Annotated in this window: 17 protein-coding genes; 12 read left to right on the forward strand and 5 right to left on the reverse strand. The window is 63.8% G+C overall.

What is annotated here, in order from left to right; genetic code table 11:
- Positions 1–90: 90 nt before the first annotated feature.
- From rsmA to L6D64_RS12980, 4 genes are read right to left on the reverse strand one after another with little or no spacing between them, the layout of a single operon-like run.
- Positions 91–891 carry a 16S rRNA (adenine(1518)-N(6)/adenine(1519)-N(6))-dimethyltransferase RsmA gene (gene rsmA, locus L6D64_RS12965; protein WP_176506076.1) on the reverse strand — a complete coding sequence of 267 codons (801 nt, stop codon included), beginning with the start codon at positions 889–891 and terminating at the stop codon, positions 91–93.
- Complete coding sequence (gene pdxA, locus L6D64_RS12970; protein ID WP_176506077.1) at positions 888–1877, reverse strand: 4-hydroxythreonine-4-phosphate dehydrogenase PdxA; 990 nt, start codon at positions 1875–1877, stop codon at positions 888–890. Before pdxA ends, rsmA begins: the two co-directional genes overlap by 4 nt.
- Positions 1874–3193 carry a peptidylprolyl isomerase gene (locus L6D64_RS12975; RefSeq protein ID WP_176506078.1) on the reverse strand — a complete coding sequence of 440 codons (1320 nt, stop codon included), beginning with the start codon at positions 3191–3193 and terminating at the stop codon, positions 1874–1876. The genes pdxA and L6D64_RS12975 overlap by 4 nt, the downstream gene beginning before the upstream one ends.
- Positions 3174–5984 (reverse strand): LPS-assembly protein LptD, encoded by a 2811-nt coding sequence (locus tag L6D64_RS12980; protein ID WP_176506079.1) that lies wholly within the window; start codon positions 5982–5984, stop codon positions 3174–3176. The genes L6D64_RS12975 and L6D64_RS12980 overlap by 20 nt, the downstream gene beginning before the upstream one ends.
- Before the next feature lie 130 nt (positions 5985–6114).
- On the opposite strand from L6D64_RS12980, the gene L6D64_RS12985 reads away from it, so the two are divergent.
- Genes L6D64_RS12985 through L6D64_RS12995 form a run of 3 tightly spaced genes read left to right on the forward strand, consistent with a single transcriptional unit; the run spans position 6115 to position 8568 of the window.
- Positions 6115–7134 (forward strand): aminoglycoside phosphotransferase family protein, encoded by a 1020-nt coding sequence (locus L6D64_RS12985; RefSeq protein WP_176506080.1) that lies wholly within the window; start codon positions 6115–6117, stop codon positions 7132–7134.
- A complete protein-coding gene (gene murU, locus L6D64_RS12990; protein WP_176506081.1) occupies positions 7131–7802 on the forward strand; it encodes an N-acetylmuramate alpha-1-phosphate uridylyltransferase MurU in 672 nt (223 codons plus the stop codon). The genes L6D64_RS12985 and murU overlap by 4 nt, the downstream gene beginning before the upstream one ends.
- A 1-nt stretch (position 7803) precedes the next feature.
- Positions 7804–8568, forward strand: a complete 765-nt coding sequence (locus L6D64_RS12995) for a TerB family tellurite resistance protein (RefSeq protein ID WP_176506082.1) — start codon at positions 7804–7806, stop codon at positions 8566–8568.
- Positions 8569–8599: 31 nt separating this feature from the next.
- Here the strand turns inward: L6D64_RS12995 and L6D64_RS13000 are convergent, their stop codons facing one another.
- Complete coding sequence (locus L6D64_RS13000; RefSeq protein WP_176506083.1) at positions 8600–9598, reverse strand: alpha/beta hydrolase family protein; 999 nt, start codon at positions 9596–9598, stop codon at positions 8600–8602.
- 95 nt (positions 9599–9693) lie between these two features.
- Here L6D64_RS13000 and L6D64_RS13005 point away from each other — a divergent pair, with 95 nt between their 5' ends.
- The 9 genes from L6D64_RS13005 (at position 9694) to trpE (ending at position 20426) form a co-directional block, all read left to right on the forward strand.
- The gene (locus tag L6D64_RS13005) at positions 9694–12081 is read left to right on the forward strand and encodes a PAS domain-containing sensor histidine kinase (RefSeq protein ID WP_176506084.1); all 2388 of its coding nucleotides are present in this window, start codon (positions 9694–9696) and stop codon (positions 12079–12081) included.
- A gap of 10 nt (positions 12082–12091) precedes the next feature.
- Positions 12092–12721: a response regulator gene (locus L6D64_RS13010; RefSeq protein WP_054885209.1), complete on the forward strand. Its 630-nt coding sequence runs from the start codon at positions 12092–12094 to the stop codon at positions 12719–12721.
- A 140-nt stretch (positions 12722–12861) separates the two neighbouring features.
- Positions 12862–13986, forward strand: coding sequence for an ABC transporter ATP-binding protein (locus L6D64_RS13015; protein ID WP_054885208.1), 1125 nt, complete (start codon positions 12862–12864; stop codon positions 13984–13986).
- Between the two features lie 40 nt (positions 13987–14026).
- Positions 14027–15061 (forward strand): ABC transporter substrate-binding protein, encoded by a 1035-nt coding sequence (locus L6D64_RS13020; protein WP_176506085.1) that lies wholly within the window; start codon positions 14027–14029, stop codon positions 15059–15061.
- Between the two features lie 60 nt (positions 15062–15121).
- Positions 15122–16369 (forward strand): ABC transporter permease, encoded by a 1248-nt coding sequence (locus L6D64_RS13025; protein ID WP_176506086.1) that lies wholly within the window; start codon positions 15122–15124, stop codon positions 16367–16369.
- Between the two features lie 11 nt (positions 16370–16380).
- On the forward strand, positions 16381–17208 hold the full coding sequence (locus L6D64_RS13030) for an ABC transporter permease (RefSeq protein ID WP_054885205.1): 828 nt from the start codon (positions 16381–16383) through the stop codon (positions 17206–17208).
- 176 nt (positions 17209–17384) lie between these two features.
- Positions 17385–18059: a ribulose-phosphate 3-epimerase gene (gene rpe / locus L6D64_RS13035; RefSeq protein ID WP_027917448.1), complete on the forward strand. Its 675-nt coding sequence runs from the start codon at positions 17385–17387 to the stop codon at positions 18057–18059.
- On the forward strand, positions 18056–18874 hold the full coding sequence (locus tag L6D64_RS13040; protein ID WP_176506087.1) for a phosphoglycolate phosphatase: 819 nt from the start codon (positions 18056–18058) through the stop codon (positions 18872–18874). Before rpe ends, L6D64_RS13040 begins: the two co-directional genes overlap by 4 nt.
- Positions 18875–18944: 70 nt before the next feature.
- Positions 18945–20426: an anthranilate synthase component I gene (gene trpE / locus L6D64_RS13045; RefSeq protein WP_176506088.1), complete on the forward strand. Its 1482-nt coding sequence runs from the start codon at positions 18945–18947 to the stop codon at positions 20424–20426.
- The last annotated feature ends 9 nt before the right edge of the window (positions 20427–20435 follow it).

Consider the following 20435-nt stretch of genomic DNA (forward strand, 5'->3'; position numbering starts at 1 on the left):
GGGGAGGGCCAGCGGTGTAGGGGCTTGGGGGATTGCATCGTCATTGCCGGCCCCCTCGCGAGTAAACCCGCGATGAGGCCGGCAGCCGTATCAGGCTTGCTGGTCGGCCAGCTGATCGGCCAGGCGCACGAAGGCTGCCAGGTCGAGCTGTTCAGGGCGCAGGCTGCCATCCACGCCGGCGGCCTCGATGGCGGCGCTGTCGAGCAGGCCTTTCATGGTGTTGCGCAGGGTCTTGCGACGCTGGTTGAACGCTTCACGCACCACCTGCTCCAGCAACCGTGCATCCTTGGCCGGGTGCGGCAGCACGTCGTGCGGCACCAGGCGCACGATTGCCGAGTCGACCTTTGGCGGCGGGTTGAACGCGCCTGGGCCGACGTTGAACAGGTGTTCCACGCGGCAGTGGTACTGGACCATGATCGACAGGCGACCCCAATCACCCCCGCCTGGGCCGGCAGCCATGCGCTCGACCACTTCCTTCTGCAGCATGAAGTGCATGTCACGGATCAGTCCGGCGTGGCTGAGCAGATGGAAGATCAACGGCGTAGAGATGTTGTACGGCAGGTTGCCGACCACCTTCAGGCTGCGTGAGGGTACACCCAGCTGGTTGAAGTCGAACTTCAACGCATCGCCCTGGTGCAGGCGGAAATTATCGCGGCCAGCGAACTTGTGCTGCAGGATCGGGACCAGGTCCTTGTCCAGCTCGACAACGTCCAGCTGGGCGCCACTGCCCAGCAAGCCTTCGGTCAGGGCGCCCTGGCCCGGGCCGATTTCCAGCAGGTGTTCGCCGGCCTTGGCGTTGATGGCGCGCAGGATGCGGTCGATGATGCCTGCATCGTGCAGGAAGTTCTGGCCGAAGCGCTTGCGTGCCCGGTGTTGGTATTGCTCGTTCATGGTCGGTTCTCGGCCATCTGGTAGGCGGTTTCCAGGGCTACGCGCAGGCTGCCGGTGTCGACCTTGCCGCTACCGGCGAGGTCCAGGGCAGTGCCGTGGTCGACCGATGTGCGGATGATCGGCAGGCCCAGGGTCACGTTGACGGCTGCGCCAAAGCCTTTGTACTTCAGTACGGGCAGGCCCTGGTCGTGGTACATCGCCAGCACCGCATCGCAGTGCTCCAGATATTTGGGGGTAAACAGGGTATCGGCCGGCAGTGGGCCGCGCAGGTCCATGCCTTCAGTGCGCAGGCGGGCCAGCGTCGGCTCGATGATGTCGATTTCTTCGCGGCCAAGGTGGCCGCCTTCTCCGGCATGCGGGTTGAGGCCGCAGACCAGGATGCGCGGGTTGGCGATGCCGAACTTGTCGCGCATGTCGGCGTGCAGGATGCGGGTAACCCGCTCCACACGTTCGGCAGTGATGGCGTCGGCGATGTCCCGCAGCGGCAGGTGCGTGGTCACCAGGGCAACGCGCAAGCCACGGGTGGCCAGCATCATCACCACCTGAGCGGTGCGGGTAAGGTCGGCAAGAAATTCGGTATGGCCGGAGAAGGCGATACCGCTTTCGTTGATCACGCCCTTGTGCACTGGCGCGGTGATCATCCCGGCGAATTGCCCGTCAAGGCAACCTTGGCCGGCACGGGTCAGCGTTTCCAGCACGAACGCCGCGTTGGCCTTGTTCAGCTGGCCCGCCACCACGGGCGCAGCCAAGGGTGTATCCCATACGTACAGGCTGCCGGCAGGCGCAGGCTGGTCAGGCCATTGGCCTGGCGCTACCGCCAGCAGGTTGACCGCCAGCCCCAGCTGCGTGGCCCGCTCGGCGAGCAGGTCACGGCTGGTGATGGCAATCAGGGGATGGGGCTGGGCGTCGGCGGCGAGCAGCAGGCACAGGTCAGGGCCTATGCCGGCTGGTTCGCCGGGGGTGACGGCGAAGCGCAGGGGCTTCACTTCGCGGCCTGGTCAGCGCCAGGCAGCTTGATTTCAACGTAGGCTTCGTCGCGGATCTGGCGCAGCCAGGTCTGCAGCTCTTCGTCGTACTTGCGGTTGCGCAGCACGTTCATGGCCTGTTGCTCACGCGCCTGTTCGGTGCTGTCGGTAGCGCGACGGCCCAGCACTTCCAGGACGTGCCAGCCGTACTGGGTCTTGAATGGCTTGGTCACCACGCCTTGCTGGGCGTCGGCCATCTGCTCGCGGAACTCCGGCACCAGGCTGTTCGGGTCGACCCAGTTGAGGTCGCCGCCGTTGAGTGCCGAACCTGGGTCTTCCGAGAAGCTCTTCGCCAGTTCGCCGAAATCTTCGCCGTTCTGGATACGCTCGTACAGGCGCTCGGCCAGCTGCTTGGTGGCTGCTTCGCTGCGGATTTCGCTCGGCTTGATCAGGATATGGCGCACATGCACTTCGTCACGCAGCACGTTCTCGCCGCCCCCGCGCTTCTCTTCGAGCTTGAGCAGGATGAAACCGTTGGGGATGCGGATTGGCTGGGTGATGTCGCCGACTGCCATGCTGCTCAGCATCTTGGCGAAGTCCGGTGGCAGCTGGGCCGCTTTACGCCAGCCCATTTCGCCACCTTCCAGGGCGTTTTCGCTGGCCGAGTTGGCAATCGCCACCTGGCCGAAGTCGGCGCCCTGGCGCAGTTGCTGGTACAGCTCGCCGACCTTGCGTGCAGCTTTCTGGATGTCGTCCGAGTTGGCGGCTTCCGGGGTCGGGATGAGGATGTTGGCCAGGCGGTACTCTTCCGACATCTGCATCTTGCCCATGTCCGAGGCGAGGAAGTTCTTCACTTCCTGCTCGGACACCTGGATACGCTCGGCAACCCGACGCTGACGCACGCGGCTGATGATCATCTCGCGCTTGACCTGCTCACGGGCGTCGTCGAACGACAAGCCGTCATGGGCGAGGGCGGCGCGGAACTGCTCCAGGGACATGCCATTGCGCTGGGCAATGGTACCGATGGCCTGGTTCAGTTCTTCGTCGGTGATGCGGATGCCCGAACGCTCGCCAATCTGCAGCTGCAGGTTCTCGACGATCAGGCGTTCCAGTACCTGCTGCTCCAGTGCGCCGGTCGGTGGTACGCCACCGCCGCGCTTGGCGATGGTCTGCTGCACCTCGTGGACGCGCTGGTCCAGTTGGCTCTGCATGACCACGTCGTTGTCGACGATGGCCACCACGCGGTCGATGGGTTGTACCGCGGCATGCACCGCGCCACTCAGCAATGCAGCGCCCAGCAACACCGGGCGCAGTCGATCAATAAGCTTGGTCTTCACGTGTACGGTAACCTTGAATGCCTTGGTCGAGGAACGATTCGACTTTATTACCCACTACACCACCGAGGCCTTTCAGCACGATTTGCAGGAAGATGCCGTGGTCACCCTTTTCGTTTGTCGGGGTAGCCTGGCTAAAGTCGTCGGCGTCGATCCAGTAACGGTTGATCAGGCGCAGCTTCCAGCAGCAGTTGTCGTACTCGAAGCCACCCATGGCTTCCAGGGTACGGTTGCGGTTGTAGTCATGCTGCCAGCGGGCGATCACGCTCCATTGCGGCACGAGCGGCCAGATGACCGAGAAGTCGTGCTGCTGGATCTTGTAGTAATCCTTGATGAAGTTGTCGGTACCCGGTGTGCCATAGTCGCCGCCGCCCACTTTCCAGGTACCGGTGGTGGAGTCGTAAGCGATGGTGTCATTACGATAGCGATAACCGAAGTTGACCACCTTGTTCGGGTTGTCTTCAGGCTGGTAGTGGAACATCGCGCTGCCCGAACGGGTGCTGCGGCTGTCCGGGTCCCAGTTGAAGTCCGAATTGAAGCGCCAGTCGCGGTTGAAGTAGTAGTTGTACAGCAACGCGTACGGCGATACGTCCGACTGCGAGTCCTTGCGGGTACGGTAGTCGATGCCGGGCAACTGGACCTTGCGGTCCTTGAAGTAGTAAGCCTGGCCGATGCTGAAGTTCTGACGCTCGAAGCCGTTGTCCTCGATCCAGCGGGTGGTCACGCCCAGCGACAGCTTGTTCTCGTCGCCGATACGGTCGGTGCCGGAGAAGCGGTTGTCACGGAACAGCGAGTCATAGCTGAACAGCGTTTCACTCGTGTCGAACAGCGGGATGTCCACCTGATCCTTGTAAGGAACGTAGAGGTAGTACAGGCGCGGTTCCAGGGTCTGACGGTAATTGGTCCCGAACAACGACGTATTGCGGTCGAAGTAGAGCCCACTGTCTACGCTGAGAATCGGGATGTCGCGGTTCTGATTGCTCTTGAAGTCGCCGAACAGGTCGCGGGTGGCATCGTTGCTGTTGGCAACGTCGGTTTTGCCCTTGCCATCCAGGTCCAGATCATAATGGGTGTACATGTACTTCAGCTTCGGCGTGATGTAGCCGTAGCTTGCGTTCATGGGCAGGCTGATCGACGGTGCGACGTTCAGGCGGGTACCGTTGGCACGGGCAACACCGAACAGGTTTTCGTCGAGTCGACGGCCTGCGGCGCCTGCGCTGAAGTCCGGGTTACCATCTTTGTCAGTGACGAAGTCGTTCTTCAGGTCACGATCAAAGCGTACCGCCTCCGTCTCGTAGCCGAAATTCAAACCGCCAGGCTGGAACGGCAGCGCGCCGTTGAGGGTAATCTGCGGCAGCTTGTTGTACGGGGTGATCTGCGACAGGGTCGCCATCTCGTACGCTTGTGCATTCAAGCGGGCGGTGTAAGTGTCACCACGCCAGGTCAGGGCGCCTTGTTGGTTGACCACATCCCGGCTCTTGACGCCGATCTGGTCGGTTTCCAGGTCCTGGAAGTAGAACGGATCGCTGATGTCGGTGTAATCAACTTCAGTCATCAGGCGCTCGTCCAAGCCACCCTTGTGCTGCCAGTTGATCATCCAGCGTTCTTTCTTGTAGTCCGTCTGCAGCTTGCGATCGTCGTCCTCGTCGTTGAGGTAGCCGCCGCCGAACTGGCCTTCGCTGGACTTGGTCAGGTAGCGGAACTCGCCTTCCATCAGCAGGCCGCGCTTGGTCATGTAGCGCGGGTACAACGTGGCGTCATAGTTGGGCGCCAGGTTGAAGTAGTAAGGCGTGACCAGCATGAAGCCGGTGTCGCTGGTGCTGCTGAACGACGGCGGCAGGAAGCCGGACTGGCGACGGTCGTCGATCGGGAAGTAGATGTACGGTGTGTAGAGCACCGGGAAATCTTTGACCCGCAGGGTGACGTTGGTCGCGGTACCGAAACCGGTCGCCGGGTTCAGGGTGATGTTGTTGCCCTTCAGCTGCCAGGCGTTGCTGCCCGGTTCGCACGTGGTGTACGTACCGTCCTTGAGGCGGATGATGGCGTTTTCGCCACGCTTGGCGTACAGGGCGTTGCCGCGGATGTGCGACTTGTGCATCACGTATTCGGCGTTGTCGACCTGGGCTTCGCCGGTGTCGAGCTGGATCTCTGCCTGGTCTCCGACGACCAGCGAGCCGTTGTCACGGATCTTGACGTTGCCCTTGAGCTCGCCACGGTTCTCGGCCTGGTACAGGTTGGCTTCGTCGGCTTCGGCCTGCATGCTGCCCTGGCGCATGACCACGTCACCGGCGAGGGTAGCGATCTGCTGCTCCTGCTGGTACTTGGACACCTTGGCGTTGATGTAGGTCGGCGACTCGTCCTTCGGCGTGGAGTCGGCCATGCCCGGGCGGGTCGGCTCGATGTACGCACCGCCGCAATACGGGCCGGTTTCGGCCAGCTGGGCGGCAGTGAGCTTCTCGCGTGGAACCCAGTCGAGGTGGCTGTAGTCTTCGCTGCGCGACTTCAGGCCACGGCCCTTGGCCTCGGTGACCAGCATCGGCTTGTCAGCGCTCTCGGCCTCGGCCGGCTCGGCTTCGCTGCCGGAAGTGAGCGCAGCACCTTCGTGCACCGGGCGCGGAGGCAGGTTGTTGGCTGGGGTCTTGGGCTTGCAGTCCCAACCACCGGAGGCGGACACTTGGCAGTCGAACTGCTCGGCAGCCACCACATAGGAGGTGGCAAGAGGTTGCATGGCCAGCAGACCGCCGGTTACCAGCAACGGAAACTTTCTACGAAACGCGGGGGATTTCAATGCCATCTTATTAGTCCGGGCTTCCTGCGTGCCATCTGCCCGCGTGTGGGGCCGCACGCCTCTCGATGGTCTGAAAAAGATGCTGGATAATAAAGCATGACCCGCTTGACGGCTAGGGCCGTCGGAGACCCTTGTAATGCCTGAACACGATGTACGCCTGCAACAACTGACTGTCTGGCTCCATGAGCAGCTCGATCGACTTTTCCGCGACAACGCCTGGGGCGAGGTGCCCGAGGGCAGCCTGACCGCCGCCAGCAGCGACGCCAGCTTCCGCCGTTACTTCCGCTGGCAGGGGGCGGGCCACAGTTTCGTGATCATGGACGCGCCGCCTCCGCAGGAAAACTGCCGACCATTCGTCGCCATTGACCATCTGCTGGCCAGTGCAGGCGTGCATGTGCCGCAGATCCATGCGCAAGACCTGGAGCGCGGCTTCCTGTTGCTGGGTGACCTGGGCCATCAGACATACCTGGACATCATTCAGGCCGACAACGCCGATGGCCTGTTTGCCGATGCGATTGACGCCCTGCTGGCCTTCCAGCGTCTGCCAATGGACGCGCCATTGCCCAGCTACGATGATGCCTTGCTGCGCCGCGAAGTCGAACTGTTCCCGGAGTGGTACGTGGGCCGTGAGCTTGGCCTGGCCTTCACGCAAGCGCAGAAAGCCAGCTGGCAGCGCATCAGCCAGCTGCTGATCGACAGCGCCCTGGCCCAGCCCAAGGTGCTGGTGCACCGTGACTACATGCCGCGCAACCTGATGCAAAGCACCCCGAACCCAGGCGTGCTGGACTTCCAGGACGCAGTCTATGGCCCGGTCACCTACGACATCACCTGCCTGTTCAAGGACGCTTTCCTCAGCTGGCCACAGGCCCAGGTCGAAGTCTGGTTGCGCAGCTACTGGGACCAGGCGCGAGCCGCCGGTATTCCGGTGCAGCCGGCGTTCGACGATTTCCAGCGTGCCAGTGACCTGATGGGCGTGCAGCGCCACCTCAAGGTGATCGGTATCTTCGCGCGAATCTGCCATCGTGACGGAAAACCGCGTTATCTGGCCGACGTCCCGCGATTCTTCGCCTATATAGATGAAGTGGTCAGCCGTCGCCCGGAGCTTGCCGAACTGGGCCAGCTGATTGCCGAGTTGCAAGCCGGAGCGCGTGCATGAAGGCGATGATTCTTGCAGCAGGCAAAGGCGAGCGCATGCGCCCGCTGACCCTGCATACCCCCAAACCGCTGGTGCCCGTCGCGGGTCAGCCACTGATCGAATATCACCTGCGGGCGCTGGCGGCGGCCGGGTTTACCGAGGTGGTGATCAACCACGCCTGGCTTGGCCAGCAGATCGAAGATCATCTGGGCGATGGCGGCCGGTTCGGCCTGCGCATCCGTTACTCGGCCGAAGGGGAGCCGCTGGAAACCGGCGGCGGAATCTTCAAGGCCCTGCCGTTGCTGGGCAGCGAGCCCTTTGCCCTGATCAACGGCGATGTCTGGACCGACTACGCCTTCACGCAACTGCGCACGCCGCTGCGTGGGCTGGCGCACCTGGTGCTGGTCGACAACCCAGGCCATCACGGGCGTGGCGACTTCCGTCTGCGCGAGGGTCGGGTGATCGATGGTGACGACGCCCCCGGTACGCTGACGTTCAGCGGGCTCTCGGTGCTGCACCCGGCGCTGTTCGAAGGTTGCCAGGCGGGGGCCTTCAAGTTGGCGCCGTTGTTGCGTCAGGCGATGGCGTCGGGCCAGGTGAGTGGCGAGCATTACCGTGGCCATTGGGTGGATGTCGGTACCCTTGAGCGCTTGGCCGAGGCCGAGCGCTTGATCGGCGAGCGCGCCTGACATGTGGTGGCCAGGCACGGTAATCGGGTTGGGCGCAGGCTTCGCGGTCGCCAGTATCCCCGGCGCGCTGCTCGGTGCCTTGCTGGGCCAGGCGATGGACCGGCGCCTGCGCTTGCAGGGTTGGGACGACATGTGCGAGCGCCTGGGGGCTCGCCCGGCCCTGCAGGACGATGAGTTGCTGTTCGTCTTGCTCGGGCGGCTGGCCAAGAGCGATGGTCGGGTGGCCGAGCAGCACATTCAGCAGGCGCGGCAGGAAATGGTCCGCCTGGACATGCCCGAGGCGGCGCGGTTGCGGGCCATTGCCGCGTTCAACCGGGGCAAGGCGGGCAAAGACCGGCTGTCGGGCCACCTGCGCCGGATCCGGCTGCAGCCGCATGCTGCCGAGGGTACCCTGCGTGCCTGCTGGCGCATGGCCTGGGCCGACGGCAAGGCCGGGCGCCATGAGCGCGAGCTGTTACTGGAGTGGGGGCAAAAGCTGGGCCTGAGCCGTCGCCAGGTGCAAGCAATGTCGCTGGAGTACGAGCCGCGCAAGGTGCCGGCGTCAGCGGCGGTGATGAACTATGCGGCAGCGCTGCGCTTGCTGGGCATCGAGGCCGACACGGAAGGGGACCAGGTCAAGCAGGCTTACCGGCGCCTGGTCAGCAAGCATCATCCGGACAAGCTGGCGGGCAGCGGAGCAAGCGAGGCGCAGGTGCGCGAAGCGACCGAGCGGACCCGCGAACTGCACCAGGCCTATGCCATGGTGCGCAAGCGGCGGGGGTTCTAGCAGGGGCGCACAGCGCCCCTGGCCATTCACGCTACTGTTGCGGGCTCATCCAGCCTCGAACCCTGCGGAACAGCTGCTCCTGCTCGCCGTCCTTGTTCGCCGGCATGGCAATCAGCGAGAGCTGCTTGTACTGGCTGTCCTTCTGCCGTTTGCTGGCCTGCAAGCGCTGCGCCGCCGCATTGCGGTCGCCGGTACGGGTGGCGTAGTAGAGATCGGCCGTCGGCACCTTGAGGGTTGGCGTCAGGCTTTCCAGATCGTGCTCGACCCGCGCCGGCGTCTGCGCCGCCACCATCACCAGTTTCTGCACCTGCGGCGGTTGCTTCTCGCTCAGGTAGCGCGCTGCCCAATAGGCGCCGCTGCCGTGACCGATCAGCACGATGCTGCGCGAATTGTGCTGTTGCGCATAGGCTACGGCAGCATCCAGGCGGGCGAAGATGCGTTCAGCGTCGGCCACGTCGTTCTGTTCGCTGGCTTGCTCGGCGTCGGTGCTTTCTGCGGTATCGGCATCGGCGGCCGTTGCCTGGGCGACGTTGGCGTTGGCGTCGGCGGGGGTGTCCTTGGCCGGTGCGCTTTCGCCTGCCTTCTGCTCAGGCGCTGGCGCCGGCTTGGCCTCTACCCGCGCCTGCGGGGCGTCGGCGAGCAGGTCGGGCAGGCTCACGCTCAGGCTGTGCCAGCCGATATCCGGGAACTTACGCCGCAGCGGCCCGACTGCATTGGGCCAGTCGGCATTCTCGCCAGCGCCAGGCACGATGATCACGGCACCTTGCGGATCAGCGACGTTGGCCGGTTTCCACAGGGCCAGGAAGCTGTCCGCTCCGGCCTGCAGGGTCTGTTGTTCGGCTTTTGGTACCAGGCGCTCCAGGGCTTGCGCGCCCTCCTGGCTGCGCTCCAGCAACGGTGGGCGTGGCGCCGCGGCGGAGGGCGCCTCGGTTGCCGCCTCTGGCGTGGCCGCATCGGTGGCCAGGGCGGCGAGTGGTAGGAGCGAGGCCAGGCAGCACATTGCCAGCGTCGTGCGATAAAGTGTGGACATGAATCAACCCAAGGCCAGAATGATACCGGCAGCCTAATAGTATTTGCCCGCGGCGGCCATGCTGCATGGCCGCCCTTGCCAAGACGAGCGTGTAGATGAAGCGATTGCGTCGCCTGTTGGTTATCGGCTGGTTGTGCCTGCCCTTGATCGCGTTGGCACGGCCGCAGGTGCCGCCAGTGGTGACCTTGGAGCCTGCACAGCAGCAATGGCTCGAAAGCCATCGCAGCTTGCGTGTCGGTCTGGTGCTGCAGGCGCCCTACGCCCAGTTCGACCGGCGTCTGCAACAGCTTTACGGCGCCAACGTCGAGCTGGTGAACGGGTTGGGACAAGCGCTGGGCCTGGACCTGACCTGGCGCAACTTCACTGACCAGGCCAGCCTTGAACATGCCTTGCAGGCAGGAGAAATCGATTTTGCCCCAGGGCTGACGCAAACCCCGGCCAGCTTGCGCCTGTGGCTGTTCAGCGACCCTTACATGCGGGTACCCCAACTGGTGGTGGGAGCGCGGACGGGGGCAATGTCGGTAGAGCTGGAAAAGCTCGATGCGCAAACCCGCGTCGCGGTGCGCATGCCCAGCGCCCTTGCCGACTATCTGCGCGGTAATTACAGCGGCCTGAACCTGCAAGGCGTGCCCAGCGAACGCCAGGCGTTGCAATGGGTGGTCGGCGGCCAGGCCAGTTACGCGGTGCTGGATGAGGCTCAGCTGAGTCGGTTGTCACGCGAAAATGAGTTCGCCGAGCTGGTAGTGGTGGGTGATATAGGTTTGCCCCAGTTATTGCGGGTGGGCTCGCGGCGCGACTGGCCAATGCTCGCCGATGTGCTCGAACGCGGGCTGCAGGCCATGCCTGCCAAGGAGCTGGAACAACTTCACCAGCGTTGGTTGCAGCCTAAATACCCGCGCTTGAGCGAGTCGCCGGGCTTCTGGCAGAACCTGGCGTTGCTGTTCGGCATGTTGCTGCTGTGTACCGTGGCCACCCTGGTGTGGCAGCGTCGGCAGCAACGTCAGCTGGAGCGCAGCCTGCTGGCCACGCGCGAAAGCCTGACCGAGCGGCAGGGCCGCGAAGAGGCACTGCGCCTTAGCCAGTTCGCTATCGACCAGAGTACGGTGGGCATTCTCTGGGTCAATTGGGACAGCCATGTGCGCTACGCCAACCATGCAGTGGAGGCCATGCTCGGCTATGCCGAGGCTGAGTTGCTGGAGCGCCCGCTGAGCGACTTCGAGCCGAACCTGAGCATGGACCGCTGGCTCGAACTGTGGAAAGGGGCCCGCGCCGGCGACGGCGGTGCCCGGCAATTCGAAACCCAATGCCGGCGCGCGGATGGCAGCTTGCTCCCGGTGGAGTTGTCGCTGAGTTTCCTGCGTTTTCGCGATGCCGAATACCTGGTGGTGTACCTCGCCGATGTGACTGAGCGCCATCGCGCCCTGGCAGCGTTGCGCGAAAGCGAGGCGCGGCTCAAGGGTATCGCAGGCAACGTGCCCGGCCTGGTGTTCCGCCTTGAACCGGCGCCGGCCGAAGGTGAGCCGGAATTTCCCTACATCAGCGAAGGCAGCGAGGCACTGGTGGGTTACACGCCTGCGCAGATCCAGCACCCGCTGATGGGCTTGCGCAATCTCGTTCACCCGGACGACCGGGCCGACTATCACCAGGTGCAGGATCTGGCCATTGCCAGCGATCAGGACTGGTCGTGGCAGGGGCGCATCCTCACCCGTCAGGGCGAGCAACGCTGGGCCGACATCAAGGCCAGTGCCCGACGCCTGCCCAATGGCCGGGTGGCCTGGGACGGTATCGTCTGGGACATTACCCAAGGCAAGCGCGCCGAGCTGGCGCTGGCCCAATCGCAGGAACAGCTGCGCGAACTGTCGGCGCACCTGGAGAGCGTGCGCGAAGAGGAAAAGGCCCGCATCGCCCGTGAAGTTCACGACGAGCTGGGGCAGATGCTGACCGTGCTCAAGCTGGAAGTGTCGATGTGCGAGCTGGCCTTTGCCGACCTGGATCCTGGGCTGCACGAGCGCCTGGGCAGCATGAAGCGCCTGATCGCCCAGCTGTTCCAGTTGGTGCGCGACGTCGCCACCGCGCTGCGTCCACCGATCCTCGACGCTGGCATTGCCTCGGCCATCGAATGGCAGGCGCGGCGCTTCGAAGCGCGCACGCAGATACCCTGTCTGGTGCAGGTACCGGATAATCTGCCAGCATTGAGCGATGCCAAGGCCATCGGCCTGTTCCGCATCCTGCAGGAGGCGTTGACCAACGTGATGCGCCACGCGCAGGCGCACAGTGTGGAGATCGAGCTGGTGCGTGAGGACGGGCAGCTGCGCATGACCGTCAGCGACGATGGCACCGGGTTCTGCCGGGACCAGCCCAGACCTGCCTCGTTCGGCCTGGTCGGCGTACGTGAGCGGGTGCTGATGCTCGGCGGCAGCATGGCGCTGGACAGTGAACCAGGCGAAGGCACCAGCCTGAGCGTGGCCATTCCCTTGGAGTAGGAGAGCGAGCGTGATTCGAGTGCTGGTGGCCGAAGACCACACCATTGTCCGCGAAGGCATCAAACAGTTGATTGGCCTGGCCAAAGACATGCAGGTGGCGGGGGAGGCCGGGAACGGCGAGCAGTTGCTCGAAACCCTGCGCCACACACCTTGCGAGGTGGTGTTGCTGGACATCTCCATGCCGGGGGTGAATGGCCTGGAGGCGATCCCGCGAATCCGCGCGTTGCACGATGCCCCGGCGATCCTGATGCTGTCGATGCACGATGAGGCGCAAATGGCTGCCCGTGCCTTGAAAGCTGGCGCTGCTGGCTATGCGACCAAGGACAGTGACCCGGCCTTGTTGCTCACGGCGATTCGCCGGGTGGCAGGCGGCGGGCGCTATATCGATCCGGCACTGGCCGACCGCATGGTCTTCGAGGTAGGGCTGACTGAGACCCGGCCACTGCACACGCTGTTGTCAGAGCGCGAGTTCTCGGTGTTCGAGCGCTTGGCCCAGGGCGCCAACGTCAACGACATCGCCCAGCAACTGGCGCTGTCGAGCAAGACCATCAGCACCCACAAGGCCAGGCTGATGCAGAAGCTCAAGGTCAATTCACTGGCGGAGCTGGTCAAGTACGCCATGGAGCACAAGCTGGTCTGATTGCGACATCCTTGTAGGGATTGCCCTACAACAAATCTTCCAGCGGGATGATGGCATTCTCTCAGCAGCGCCGATTTCCGGGCGCTGGCGGCTCTTTTACTCTTTTGCCTACGCAGTCATTCCAACAAGAAGGTGCAGGCATGAGCGAGGCGAATTCGAACGCTGCCACCAGCGAGACGCTGGTCAGCTTCCGTGGTGTGCAGAAGAGCTACGACGGCGAATCGCTGATCGTCAAAAACCTCAACCTGGACATTCGCAAGGGTGAATTTCTCACCCTGCTCGGCCCCTCCGGCTCGGGCAAGACCACCAGCCTGATGATGCTGGCCGGTTTCGAAACCCCGACCGCCGGTGAAATCCAGCTGGCCGGGCGCTCGATCAACAACGTGCCGCCGCACAAGCGCGACATCGGCATGGTGTTCCAGAACTACGCACTGTTCCCGCACATGACCGTGGCCGAGAACCTGGCCTTCCCGCTGACCGTGCGCGGCCTGAGCAAGACCGACATCAGCGAACGGGTCAAGCGGGTGCTGAACATGGTCCAGCTCGATGCTTTCGCCAAGCGCTACCCCGGCCAGCTTTCCGGCGGTCAGCAGCAGCGTGTGGCATTGGCTCGGGCACTGGTGTTCGAGCCACAGCTGGTATTGATGGACGAACCGCTGGGCGCCCTCGACAAGCAGCTGCGTGAACACATGCAGATGGAGATCAAGCACATTCACCAGCGCCTGGGCGTGACCGTGGTCTACGTGACCCACGATCAGGGTGAGGCACTGACCATGTCCGACCGTGTGGCGGTGTTCCACCAGGGCGAAATCCAGCAGATCGCCGACCCGCGCACCCTCTATGAAGAGCCCTGCAACACCTTCGTCGCCAACTTCATCGGCGAGAACAACCGCATCAACGGCACCCTGCTGGCCAGCGATGGCAAGCGTTGCCAGGTGCAGCTGGCCCGTGGCGAGCGGGTCGAGGCGCTGGCGGTGAATGTCGGCCAGGCCGGCGAGCCGGTGACCCTTTCGGTACGCCCCGAGCGCGTGCGCCTCAACGGCCACAGCGAAAGCTGCGTCAACCGCTTCTCTGGCCGCGTGGCTGAGTTCATCTACCTGGGCGACCACGTACGGGTGCGCCTGGAGGTCTGTGGCAAGGCCGACTTCTTCGTCAAACAGCCGATCGCCGAGCTCGACCCGGCGCTGGCCGTGGGCGATGTGGTACCCCTGGGCTGGGAGGTGGAGCACGCCCGCGCGCTCGATCCGATTGCCGAAGCCCACTGATCGATTGCTTCACCAACCCTGTACTGTGGAGAGAATAATAATGCGCAAGCAGTTGAAACTGACCGCCCTGGCCCTCGGCCTGTGCGCCGCTGGCCAGAGCATGGCGGCGGACCTGACCGTGGTCTCCTTCGGCGGTGCCAACAAGGCGGCCCAGGTCAAGGCGTTCTACGAGCCATGGGAGAAGGCCGGCAAGGGCAAGATCGTCGCGGGTGAGTACAACGGTGAAATGGCCAAGGTCAAAGCCATGGTCGACACCAACAGCGTGTCGTGGAACCTGGTGGAGGTGGAGTCGCCAGAGTTGGCCCGCGGTTGCGACGAAGGCATGTTCGAAGAGCTCGACCCGGCCCTGTTCGGCGACCAGTCCGATTATGTGAAGGGCGCCATCCAGCCATGCGGCGTGGGCTTCTTCGTATGGTCCACGGTATTGGCCTACAACGCCGACAAGCTCAAGACCGCACCGACCAGCTGGGCCGATTTCTGGGACACCAAGAAATTCCCGGGCAAGCGTGGCCTGCGCAAGGGCGCCAAGTACACCCTCGAGTTCGCCCTGATGGCCGACGGCGTGGCGCCGAAGGATGTGTATCAGGTGCTGGGGACCAAGGAGGGCGTGGACCGCGCCTTCAAGAAGCTCGACGAGCTCAAACCGAGCATCCAGTGGTGGGAAGCGGGCGCCCAGCCGCCACAGTACCTGGCCTCGGGTGACGTGGTCATGAGCTCGGCCTACAACGGCCGCATCGCCGCCGTGCAGAAAGAGAGCAACCTCAAGGTGGTGTGGAACGGTGGCATCTACGACTTCGATGCCTGGGCGATCCCGAAAGGCGCCAAGGATGTGGAGGAGGCGAAGAAGTTCATCGCCTACACCGTGCAGCCCGAGCAGCAGAAGACCTACTCCGAGAACATCGCCTATGGCCCGGCCAACTCCAAGGCCGTCCCGCTGCTGGCCGATGCGGTGAAGAAAGACATGCCGACCACGCCTGAGAACATCGCCAATCAGGTGCAGATCGACGTGGCCTTCTGGGCCGACAACAGCGAGCAGCTGGAGCAACGCTTCAACGCCTGGGCGGCGAAGAAGTAAGAAACCGGGAAGCGGGGCCGCGCTGCGGCCCCAATTTCAGCCTGTATCGCGGAGTTCGCCATGGCCATTGCAGTGCCCCTCAACGAAGGCGCAGGTCCAAGTCTCAAGCAGCGCCTCAAGCATGCCGAGCGGGTCAACCGCTGGAAGGCGCAGGCGTTGATAGCGCCGCTGGCGCTGTTTCTCCTGCTGGTGTTCCTGGTGCCGATCGCGGCGCTGCTGTACAAGAGCGTCGGCAACCCGGAAGTGGTCGGCGGCCTGCCGCGCACGGTCGAGTTGATCAGCCAGTGGGACGGCAAGAGCCTGCCCGGCGAAGACGTCTACAAGGCGCTGAGCCAAGATTTGGCCGAGTCGCGCAAGAACCAGACCCTGGGCGACCTCTCCAAGCGCCTGAACATGGAACTGGCCGGCTACCGCAGCCTGCTGGCCAAGACCGCACGGGCGCTGCCGTTCAAGGCAGAGCCTGCCTCATACAAGGATGCCTTGCAGGCACTCGATGAGCGTTGGGGCGACCCGGCGTACTGGCAGGCGATCCGCCGCAATACCAGCTCGCTGACCTCGTTCTACCTGCTGGCGTCGCTCGACCACCGCATCGATGACCTTGGCGAGCTGGCCAAAGCCACCCCCGACCAGGCCATCTACCTGGATATCTTTGCCCGCACCCTGTGGATGGGTGTGGTGATCACCGCCATCTGCCTGGTGCTGGCCTATCCGCTGGCCTACCTGCTGGCCAACCTGCCGACCCGGCAGAGCAACCTGCTGATGATCCTGGTGCTGCTGCCGTTCTGGACCTCGATCCTGGTACGGGTCGCTGCGTGGATCGTGCTGCTGCAGTCCGGCGGTTTGATCAACAGTGCGCTGATGGCGATGGGCATCATCGACCAGCCGCTGGAGCTGGTATTCAACCGCACCGGGGTGTACATCTCGATGGTGCACATCCTGCTGCCATTCATGATCCTGCCGCTGTACAGCGTGATGAAAGGTATTTCGCCGAGCTACATGCGTGCGGCGATTTCGCTGGGCTGCCACCCGTTTGCCAGCTTCTGGCGGGTGTACTTCCCGCAGACCTACGCCGGGGTCGGCGCCGGTTGCCTGCTGGTGTTCATCCTGGCCATCGGCTATTACATCACCCCGGCGCTGCTCGGCAGCCCGAACGACCAGATGGTCAGCTACTTCGTCGCCTTCTACACCAACACCAGCATCAACTGGGGCATGGCCACGGCCCTGGGTGGCTTGTTGCTGCTGGCGACCGTGCTGCTGTACCTGATCTATAGCTGGCTGGTCGGCGCCAGCCGCCTGCGCCTGAGCTGAGGAACCTTGAGATGCTGAGCCCCTACATGTCGCCCGTCGAACGGGTCTGGTTCTACACCCTGCGCATCCTCTGCGGCCTGATCCTGCTGTTCCTGGTGTTGCCGGTGCTGGTGATCGTGCCGCTGTCGTTCAATAGCGGCAGTTTCCTGGTCTATCCACTGCAAGGCTTTTCGCTGCAGTGGTACCACGACTTCTTCGCCTCCGCCGAGTGGATGCGGGCATTGAAGAACAGCATCATCGTCGCGCCAGCGGCCACGGTGCTGGCCATGGTGTTTGGCACCCTGGCGTCGATCGGCCTGACCCGTGGCGATTTCCCGGGCAAATCGTTGGTGATGGCGCTGGTGATTTCGCCGATGGTGGTACCGGTGGTGATCATCGGCGTGGCCAGCTACCTGTTTTTCGCCCCGCTGGGCATGGGCAACAGTTTCACCTCGCTGATCCTGGTGCACGCAGTGCTGGGCGTGCCGTTCGTCATCATCACCGTGTCGGCGACCTTGCAGGGCTTCAACTACAACCTGGTGCGTGCGGCTGCCAGCCTCGGCGCCTCGCCGTTGTTGACCTTCCGTCGGGTGACCTTGCCGCTGATCGCCCCTGGCGTGATCTCGGGGGCACTGTTCGCCTTTGCCACGTCGTTCGACGAAGTGGTGGTGACGCTGTTCCTCGCCGGACCGGAGCAGGCGACCCTGCCGCGGCAGATGTTCAGCGGCATTCGCGAGAACCTCAGCCCGACCATTGCGGCGGCGGCGACCCTGTTGATTGCCTTCTCGGTGGTGCTGCTGCTGACCCTGGAGTGGTTGCGCGGGCGTAGCGAGAAGCTCAGGACTCAACAACCTGCCTGATCATGCGGTGTCTGTACCGGCCTCTTCGCGGCCAAAGCCGCTTCCACAGGGTTCGCATCCCCTCTGTGGTCGCAGCTTGAGCCGCGAAGAGGCCAGTGCAGGTTGACGCTAATCAGCCCTCATGCGCTTCCCTGAGTTACAATGCGCGCCACCGTGATTCTGCCAACAGGTGCGCCATGCAGCCCTACGCTATTGCCCCCTCCATTCTCTCTGCCGATTTCGCCCGTCTGGGCGAAGACGTCGACAAGGTGCTGGCCGCGGGTGCCGACATCGTCCACTTCGATGTCATGGACAACCACTACGTACCCAACCTGACCATCGGCCCGATGGTCTGCACCGCGCTGCGCAAATACGGCGTGACCGCACCGATCGACGTGCACCTGATGGTCAGCCCGGTCGACCGCATCATCGGCGACTTCATCGAAGCGGGTGCCACCTACATCACCTTCCACCCGGAAGCGTCGCAGCACATCGACCGCTCGCTGCAACTGATCAAGGACGGCGGCTGCAAGGCCGGCCTGGTGTTCAACCCGGCCACCAGCCTGGATGCCCTGAAGTACGTGATGGACAAAGTCGACATGGTGCTGCTGATGAGCGTCAACCCCGGCTTCGGCGGGCAGAAGTTCATCCCTGGCACCCTCGACAAGCTGCGCGAAGCGCGTGCGCTGATCGACGCCAGCGGCCGCGACATCCGCCTGGAGATCGACGGCGGCGTCAACGTCAACAACATCCGCGAAATCGCCGCCGCTGGCGCTGACACCTTCGTAGCCGGCTCGGCGATCTTCAACGCTCCGGACTACCAGGAAGTCATCGCCAAGATGCGTGCCGAACTGGCCCAGGCCCGCCCATGAGTGGCTTCGAGCAGCTGTTCCCGGGGACGCTGCCCAGGCTGGTGATGTTCGATCTGGACGGTACGCTGATCGACTCGGTACCCGACCTGGCCGCCGCCGTGGATCGCATGCTGCTCGAACTGGGTCGCCCGCCAGCGGGTCTTGAGGCGGTGCGCCACTGGGTTGGCAACGGCGCCCAGATACTGGTGCGCCGCGCGCTGGCCGGTGGCATCGAGCATGAAGATGTGGACGATGCGCTGGCCGAAAAGGGCCTGGCGCTGTTCATGGACGCCTACGCCGAACACCATGAGCTCACCGTGCTCTACCCCGGCGTGAAAGACACCCTGCGCTGGCTGCAGAAGCAGGGCGTGGAAATGGCGCTGATCACCAACAAGCCGGAGCGCTTTGTCGCACCGTTGCTGGACCAAATGAAGATCGGGCGCTACTTCCGCTGGATCATCGGTGGCGATACCTTGCCGCAGAAAAAGCCCGACCCGGCGGCGCTGCTGTTCGTCATGCAGATGGCCGGCGTCAGCCCGCAGCAGTCGCTGTTCGTCGGCGATTCGCGCAGCGATGTGCTGGCGGCCAAAGCGGCCGGGGTGCAATGTGTGGGTCTCACCTATGGCTACAACCATGGCCGGCCAATCACCGAGGAATCCCCCAGCCTGGTGGTCGACGACCTGCGGGCTCTGCTGCCTGGTTGCGCAGACCCGGCCACTGGGATAACGTTGGCGGACCTTCAAGCCTCACAAGACAGAGAGTCCACCGTGGCGGTCACTGGCAAATTCTGGATGAAAGTCATCAAGGCCCTGGCCCGTTGGCGCTGGCGCGCCTGACTCATGCCCGCCGGCGCCTGCCGGCCCGTCCGCTTGCCCGATCCTATTGCTGCTTGCCACGAGGCTACCCATGACCCGCGAAGAATTCCTGCGCCTGGCCGCTACCGGCTACAACCGCATCCCTTTGGCCTGTGAAACCCTGGCCGACTTCGACACGCCGCTGTCGATCTACCTGAAACTGGCCGACCAGGCCAACTCCTACCTGCTCGAGTCCGTGCAGGGCGGGGAGAAGTGGGGCCGTTACTCGATGATCGGCCTGCCGTCGCGTACCGTCATGCGCGTGCATGGCTACCGCGTGAGCATCCTGCAGGATGGCGTGGAGGTGGAAAGCCACGAGGTCGAGGACCCGCTGGCCTTCGTCGAAAGCTTCAAGGACCGTTACCGGGTCGCCGATATTCCTGGCCTGCCGCGCTTCAACGGTGGCCTGGTCGGCTACTTCGGCTATGACTGCGTGCGCTATGTCGAGAAGCGCCTGGGTGCCAGCCCGAACCCGGACCCGCTGGGTGTGCCGGATATTCTGCTGATGGTTTCCGACGCGGTGGTGGTGTTCGACAACCTGGCGGGCAAGATGCACGCCATCGTGCTGGTTGACCCGGCGCAAGAGCAGGCCTTCGAGCAAGGTCAGGCGCAACTGCAGGGCCTGCTGGAGAAGCTGCGTCAGCCCATCACCCCACGCCGTGGCCTGGACCTGAGCGGGCCGATGGCTGCCGAGCCGGAATTCCGTTCAAGCTATACCCGTGACGATTACGAGAACGCGGTAGGCCGGATCAAAGAGTACATCCTGGCCGGCGACTGCATGCAGGTCGTGCCGTCGCAGCGCATGTCGATCGACTTCAAGGCTGCCCCCATCGACTTGTACCGCGCGTTGCGTTGCTTCAACCCGACGCCGTACATGTACTTCTTCAACTTCGGCGACTTCCATGTGGTCGGCAGCTCGCCGGAAGTGCTGGTGCGGGTGGAAGACAACCTGGTCACCGTGCGCCCGATCGCCGGTACCCGTCCGCGAGGCGCTACCGAAGAAGCGGACCGGGCGCTGGAAGACGACCTGCTGTCGGACGACAAAGAGATCGCCGAGCACCTGATGCTGATCGACCTGGGCCGCAACGACGTGGGTCGCGTTTCGTCGACCGGTAGCGTGCGCCTGACCGAGAAGATGGTGATCGAGCGCTACTCGAACGTGATGCACATCGTGTCCAACGTGACCGGCCAGCTGCGTGAAGGCCTGACCGCGATGGATGCACTGCGGGCAATCCTGCCAGCGGGCACCCTGTCGGGTGCACCGAAGATCCGCGCGATGGAGATCATCGACGAGCTCGAGCCGGTCAAGCGTGGCGTCTACGGTGGTGCGGTCGGTTATTTCGCCTGGAACGGCAACATGGATACCGCGATTGCCATCCGTACCGCGGTGATCAAGGACGGCGAACTGCATGTGCAGGCAGGTGGCGGCATCGTTGCCGACTCGGTGCCGGCCCTGGAGTGGGAAGAAACCATCAACAAGCGCCGGGCGATGTTCCGTGCCGTGGCGCTGGCTGAGCAGACCTCTGCCAAGTAAATCGGTTGG

The sequence above is a fragment of the Pseudomonas urethralis genome (assembly GCF_021602465.1).
GTDB classification, from domain to species: domain Bacteria; phylum Pseudomonadota; class Gammaproteobacteria; order Pseudomonadales; family Pseudomonadaceae; genus Aquipseudomonas; species Aquipseudomonas vlassakiae.